Annotated in this window: 5 protein-coding genes; 3 read left to right on the top strand and 2 right to left on the bottom strand. The window is 72.9% G+C overall.

From position 1 onward, the window contains the following. Positions 1-844 precede the first annotated feature (844 nt). A complete protein-coding gene (locus tag ACFXA3_RS13180; protein ID WP_385186050.1) occupies positions 845-3,832 on the top strand; it encodes a bifunctional [glutamine synthetase] adenylyltransferase/[glutamine synthetase]-adenylyl-L-tyrosine phosphorylase in 2,988 nt (995 codons plus the stop codon). A gap of 9 nt (positions 3,833-3,841) precedes the next feature. On the opposite strand, the gene ACFXA3_RS13185 is transcribed toward ACFXA3_RS13180, so the two are convergent. Next, positions 3,842-4,234 (bottom strand): hypothetical protein, encoded by a 393-nt coding sequence (locus ACFXA3_RS13185; protein WP_385186053.1) that lies wholly within the window; start codon positions 4,232-4,234, stop codon positions 3,842-3,844. 175 nt (positions 4,235-4,409) lie between these two features. Continuing rightward, the gene (locus ACFXA3_RS13190; RefSeq protein ID WP_385186055.1) at positions 4,410-4,706 is read right to left on the bottom strand and encodes a helix-turn-helix domain-containing protein; all 297 of its coding nucleotides are present in this window, start codon (positions 4,704-4,706) and stop codon (positions 4,410-4,412) included. 322 nt (positions 4,707-5,028) lie between these two features. Between ACFXA3_RS13190 and ACFXA3_RS13195 the strand changes: the two genes are divergently transcribed. Further along, the gene (locus ACFXA3_RS13195) at positions 5,029-5,877 is read left to right on the top strand and encodes a helix-turn-helix domain-containing protein (protein ID WP_385186058.1); all 849 of its coding nucleotides are present in this window, start codon (positions 5,029-5,031) and stop codon (positions 5,875-5,877) included. Continuing rightward, positions 5,874-6,131 (top strand): DUF397 domain-containing protein, encoded by a 258-nt coding sequence (locus ACFXA3_RS13200; protein WP_385186061.1) that lies wholly within the window; start codon positions 5,874-5,876, stop codon positions 6,129-6,131. Before ACFXA3_RS13195 ends, ACFXA3_RS13200 begins: the two co-directional genes overlap by 4 nt. Positions 6,132-6,256 lie beyond the last annotated feature (125 nt).

Consider the following 6,256-nt stretch of genomic DNA (forward strand, 5'->3'; position numbering starts at 1 on the left):
CCCTGCCCGACCGGCCCCCGGGCCCGGCCCCGGCGCGCGCCCCCGCGGCCGACGTCGGCCCGCGTACGACGCGCGGCGCGGCGGGATTCGGGGGCCGGCGGTTCGGCGTCACCGGCCCGGCGGGGGCCGGGGACGTGGCCCGCGGGGGCGCCGGGGGGCGTGGCGTGCGGGGGCGGGCCGCCGCGGCCCGGAACCGCGGCCGCTGCGGACATCCCGTCGGGCCGGCCGGGCCGCGGTGCTCCCGGGGCCCGGCCCGGGCCCGCCTGTCCGTGGGGGGCCGGATCCCACGGCGGGGTGGCGTGGCCCGGGTGCGCCGGTTCCGGACGCACCGCACCCACCCCGGGGTGCGGCGTGTGACCCGATATCCCGTCAGTCCACGGCTGCGCCGGGCCCGCGGCCGGGCCGGTCGCCGGATCCCAGGCCTGCGCGTACGGCGCGGAAGCCGGGCCCGCTGCCGGGTCGGCCGGTGCCGGGTGGGCCGGGTGTGTCGGGTGGGACGGGTCCCACGGTGGGCCGGAAGGGCCCGGGCGGGGCGGGGGCGGCGTGCCCGCGCCGGGCTGTGGCCACGGCCCGGCCGGGTGCGGGCGGGTCGGGTCCGGGGTGCCCGGGGCGTGCCAGGGGCCCGGGGCGGGGTGTCCGTCGGGCATGGGGGTCCTCGGGCGGGTCGCGGCCCGAAGCAAGGGCACGTGTTCGGGAGGCTGTTCGGAATAAGTATCCCGATAATCCGACAATCCGCGTCGGATATGTGCCGGGACACGCCGGTGAGTCGAACGCCTGCTCCGGCTAGGCTCCCCCCAGGACGCCCGGCCGGTGGCCGGCGGCGACGTACGCGGGAGGCGGCGGGATGACAGTCCCGGGACGCAGGAGCAGCACCTTCATCCGGCTGCTGCGCAGCGGGTTCACCGACCCCTCGGCCGCGGCCGGGCTGCTCGATTCCGATGCGCTGGCCTCCGTACGCACCGATCCGGTGCTCCTCGACGCCCTCGGGGCCACCGCCGATCCCGACCTCGCCCTCCTCGGGCTCGTCCGGCTCGCCGAGGCGCAGTCCGACGACGAGCGGCCCGTGCTCCTCGACACCCTCGTCAGCGCCAAACCCCTGCGCGACCGCCTCCTCGGTGTGCTCGGCGCGTCCGAGGCGCTCGCCGACCACCTCGCCCGCCACCCCCGCGACTGGCACGCCCTGGTCACGTACGAGGCCGTCGACCTGCACCCCGGGCTGCCCGAGTTCGAGCGCGGGCTGGCCGGCGCGCACGACCCCATCGCCCTGCGCGTCGCCTACCGCCGGTGCCTGCTCTCCATCGCCGCCCGCGACGTCTGCGGCACCATCGACGTCGCCCAGACCGCCGCCGAGCTCGCCGACCTCGCCACCGCCACCCTGCGCGCCGCCCTGCGGATCGCGAGCGCCGCCGCCCCCGAGGACGCCGCCGCCTGCCGGCTCGCCGTCATCGCCATGGGCAAGTGCGGGGGCAACGAGCTGAACTACGTCTCCGACGTCGACGTCATCTTCGTCGGGGACGCCCCCAACGGAGGGGACGAGGGCCAGGCCGTCCGGGCCGCCACCCGCCTCGCCTCCCACCTCATGCGGATCTGCTCCGAGACCACCATCGAGGGCACCATCTGGCCCGTCGACGCGAACCTGCGCCCCGAAGGCCGCAACGGCCCCCTCGTCCGCACCCTCGCCTCCCACCTGGCCTACTACCAGCGCTGGGCCAAGACCTGGGAGTTCCAGGCCCTGCTCAAGGCCCGCGCCGTCGCCGGCGACCCGGACCTCGGAGCCCAGTACATCGACGCCATAACGCCCATGGTCTGGCAGGCCGCCGAACGCGAGAACTTCGTCGCCGACGTCCAGAAGATGCGCCGCCGCGTCGTCGACAACATCCCCGCCTCCCAGGTCGACCGCGAACTCAAACTCGGCCCCGGCGGCCTGCGCGACGTCGAGTTCGCCGTCCAGCTGCTCCAGCTCGTCCACGGCCGCAGCGACGCCGGCCTGCACTCCGGCACCACGCTCGACGCCCTGCACGCCCTCGCCGCCGGCGGCTACGTCGGCCGCACCGACGCCGCCCAGCTGAACGACGCGTACCGGTTCTTGCGCGCCATGGAGCACCGCATCCAGCTCTACCGGCTGCGCCGCACCCACCTCGTCCCCGAGGACGAGGCCGACCTGCGCCGCCTCGGCCGCTCGCTGGGCCTGCGCACCGAACCCGTCGCCGAACTCAACAAGGCCTGGCGCCGCCACGCCTCCGTGGTCCGGCGCCTGCACGAGAAGCTCTTCTACCGGCCGCTGCTCGACGCCGTCGCCCAGCTCGCCCCCGGCGAGACCCGGCTCTCCCCGCGCGCCGCCGGCCAGCGCCTCGAAGCCCTCGGCTACGCCGACCCGGCCTCGGCACTGCGCCACCTCGAAGCCCTGGCCTCCGGCGTCACCCGCAAGGCCGCCATCCAGCGCACCCTGCTCCCGGTCATGCTCGGCTGGTTCGCCGACTCCGCCGACCCGGACGCCGGCCTGCTGAACTTCCGCAAGGTCTCCGACGCCCTCGGCAAGACCCCCTGGTACCTGCGGCTGCTGCGCGACGAGGGTGCCGCCGCCGAGAACCTGGCCCGCGTCCTGTCCGCCGGCCGGCTCGCCCCCGACCTGCTGATGCGCGCCCCCGAGGCCGTCGCCCTGCTCGGCGACCCCGAAGGACTGCTCCCCCGTACGCACGAGGCCCTGGAGCAGGAGGTGCTCGCCGCCGTCGGCCGTGCCGACAGCGCCGAGGCCGGCGTCGCCGCGGCCCGCGGGGTCCGCCGCCGCGAGCTGTTCCGCACCGCCGCCGCCGACATCATCCGCTCGTACGGTACGGAGGACAGCCCGGCCGAGGAGGACCCCGGAGCCCTCGTCGACCGGGTCGGCAGCGCCGTCTCCGACCTCACCGCCGCCACCGTCGCCGGAGCCCTGCGCGCCGCCGTCAGCAACCACTGGGGCGAGACCCTGCCCACCCGCTTCGCGATCATCGGCGTCGGCCGCTTCGGCGGCCACGAGCTCGGCTACGGCTCCGACGCCGACGTCCTGTTCGTCCACGAACCCCGCGACGGCGTCGACGAGCAGGAAGCCGCGAAGGCCGCCCAGACCGTCATCGCCGAGATGCGCCGGCTGCTCCAGCTGCCCACCGCCGACCCGCCGCTGCTCATCGACGCCGACCTGCGCCCCGAGGGCCGCTCCGGGCCGCTGGTGCGCACCCTGTCCTCGTACGCCGCGTACTACCGGCGCTGGTCCCTGACCTGGGAGAGCCAGGCCCTGCTGCGCGCCGAACCGGTCGCGGGCGACGCCGACCTCGGCGCCCGGTTCGTCGAGCTGATCGACCCGCTGCGCTACCCGGTGGAGGGTCTCGGCGAGGACGCCGTACGGGAGATCCGCCGGCTCAAGGCCCGCATGGAGTCCGAGCGCCTCCCGCGCGGCGCCGACCCCACCCTGCACACCAAGCTCGGCCGCGGCGGCCTCAGCGACGTGGAGTGGACCGTCCAGCTGATCCAGATGCAGCACGCCTGGGCGGAGCCGGGCCTGCGCACCACCCGTACCCGCGAGGCCCTGGCCGCCGCCCGCGCGGCCGGGCTGATCCCGACCGAGGAGGCGCAGATCCTGGACGAGGCCTGGGTGCTCGCCACCCGGGTCCGCAACGCGGTGATGCTGGTCCGCGGCCGCGCCGGGGACACCTTCCCGTCGGAGGCCCGCGAACTGGCGGCCGTCGGACGCTACCTCGGCTACGCGGAGGGCACGGCCGGCGAACTCCTCGACGACTACCGCCGCATCACCCGCCGGGCCCGCGCGGTCGTGGACGACCTGTTCTACGGGGCGTAGTGCCGGGGGCTAGTGCACCGGCGGGTAGTAGGGCTCGGGCTGCGGCTGGTTCTGGCAGTTGGCGTTGTTCCATTCGCGCTGGTAGGACCGGTCGTACCCGATCTTGAAGCCGCGCTGCTTGGCACTCGACACGTCGTTGGCGTTGGGCACCGACAGCGGGTAGTTCTTCGGGCGGCACTGCCGGCCGTCGTCCGCGCCGCGGGCTTCGCCCTGCCGCAGCCCTTCGCAGTATGCCCGGGCCTTCGGATCCGTCGACGCACGTCCGGTGGCGTAGTCCCAGACCGAGCCGTCCAGCCGGCAGAGCGTAGTGGTCGGCACGACGGAGACCTGGCCGGACGGGGGCTGTGCCGCGACGGCGCCCGGGGCGAGGGCGAGTGAGGCCGAGAGTGCGAGTCCTGTCAACGCAAGCAGTCGTGAATGACGCATGACACTCCTCAGTGACGTCCTTCCACGTGCCTCCCCTTCCAGTTCACTCCCGCCTGCAGGGCCCCGCCACTCGGCTCGGGTCCGGAACCTCCGTCCGGGCCGGTGGGGGTGCCGTCGGCGGGGGCCGGACAGGGCGCTCCGCCGCCTTCGGTTACCTGGCGGGAGGGTTGTTGTACGACACCGTACGGGTGACGATCTGCCCCGAAGGGAGCCGCTCCCGGGTGCGGGAGAGGTAGCCGTGGGCTTCCAGCTCCCGCAGGGCCGAAGCGATGCGGGTCTTGCCCTCGGTGAACCGCTGCGCCAGGGCCTTGATCGACACATCGGTGCCGGTGGGCAGGGACTGGATGTACGTGGACAGGCCGATCGCCGTCAGGCTCAACTCGCGGTGCTGGGCGAGGTGGTTGCCGATCTTGACGTAGCGCTCGGGCTGCCGGTCCTTCTCGTGCATGACACCGGGCCTCGGAATACGGTACGGAGCGCGCGACGGCGCGCTAAGCGTTTATGGGGTTGTCGAGGGACAGAGTGCCGGGCGAATTGGCATATGCGCCAGCCGGATTGGGGTGATTCACCCGTCCGAGTGAGAGGGGGAGGGGGAGGTTGGGAGAGGTCATTTCCCCCGGCTGTTTGTCTTTGGGCGCCGGGCGGTCCCGGATATTGGCCCACCGGGTCGCGAAGACCTCGATCCGGCGAAACGGACTTCCTGATTCACGTGATTCGGGGTGGCAGCCCGTGCGTAGCCTGGCGGGAGTTGCAGGCCGACGGAGGTGGCAGTGAGCGCAGAGGGCGCCGATGAGTCGAGCTGGGCACTCGACCCGGAGGACGAATCCGGGGCGGTGGTCGCGGCGGTGGGACGCCAGTTGAAAATGTGGCGGGAAGCGGCCGGACTGGACCGATCCGCTTTCGCTGAACAGATGGGTTACGGCGCGGACCTGACCCGCAAGATCGAGAGCGGCACCCGCATTCCGCGTCCGGAGTTCCTGGAAAGGGCGGACGAGGTTCTCGGCGCGGGCGGGAAGATCGCCGCGATGAAGGTGGACGTCGAAAAGGCCCGCTATCCCAAGAAGGTCCGGGATCTGGCCAAGCTGGAGTCCGAGGCGGTTGAGCTCGGCGCCTACGGGAACCACAACCTCCACGGACTGCTACAGACCGAGGAGTACGCGCGGGCGCTGTACGAGATCCGACGCCCTGCCTTCTCGACGGACGAAGTAGAGCGCCACGTGGCTGCGCGGATGGCCCGGCAAGAGATTTTCCATCGGCAGCCGTCACCCGCGCTGACCTTCGTGCTGGAGCAGGCCACGCTGGAGCGGACGATCGGTGGACGTGACACCCTGCGCAGGCAGTTGGAGCACCTGCTCGTCGTTGGTCGACTCCGCAACGTCGAGATCCAGGTGATGCCGATGGATTGCGAGGATCACGCAGGCATGGGCGGGCAGATCGATGTCTTGAAGCTCAGGGACGGTTCTACGGTGGGGTACGTAGAGGCACAGCTGATGAGTCGTCTGGTTACGAGTGCGAAAGAGATCCAGATCCTCGAACTTCGGTATGGGATCATCCGTTCACAGGCCCTCAACCCACGGCAGTCGAGAGCCTTCATCGAGAAAGTGCTGGGAGAGACATGAGCATCAAACCCTCGGCTGGCGATCTTTCCGCACTGGAGTGGGTGAAGAGCAGCTACAGTCCGAGCAGCAGCAATGACTGCGTCGAGGTCGCCTGGACCAAGAGCAGCTACAGCACCAACGACGGACCCAACTGCGTCGAGGTCGCCACGGCCCCCGGGACCGTCCTCGTGCGGGACTCCAAGCGGCCCGACGATGGGCGGCTGGCCGTCGGGCCCGCCGCATGGGCCGGGTTCGTCGGTTACGCGACTTCGTGAGGACACCGGGTTCGGCCGTCAAGGCCGTGTTCCGCTACCGGCGGCCGGACCCGGAGTGCTGGAGGGTCGTCGTCGCGGCCGTCTGCGACCAGGCGCCCGGCAGTTGGGACGCCGCCGCGGCGGTG

It is taken from the genome of Streptomyces sp. NPDC059456, assembly GCF_042750055.1.
Taxonomy (GTDB): domain Bacteria; phylum Actinomycetota; class Actinomycetes; order Streptomycetales; family Streptomycetaceae; genus Streptomyces.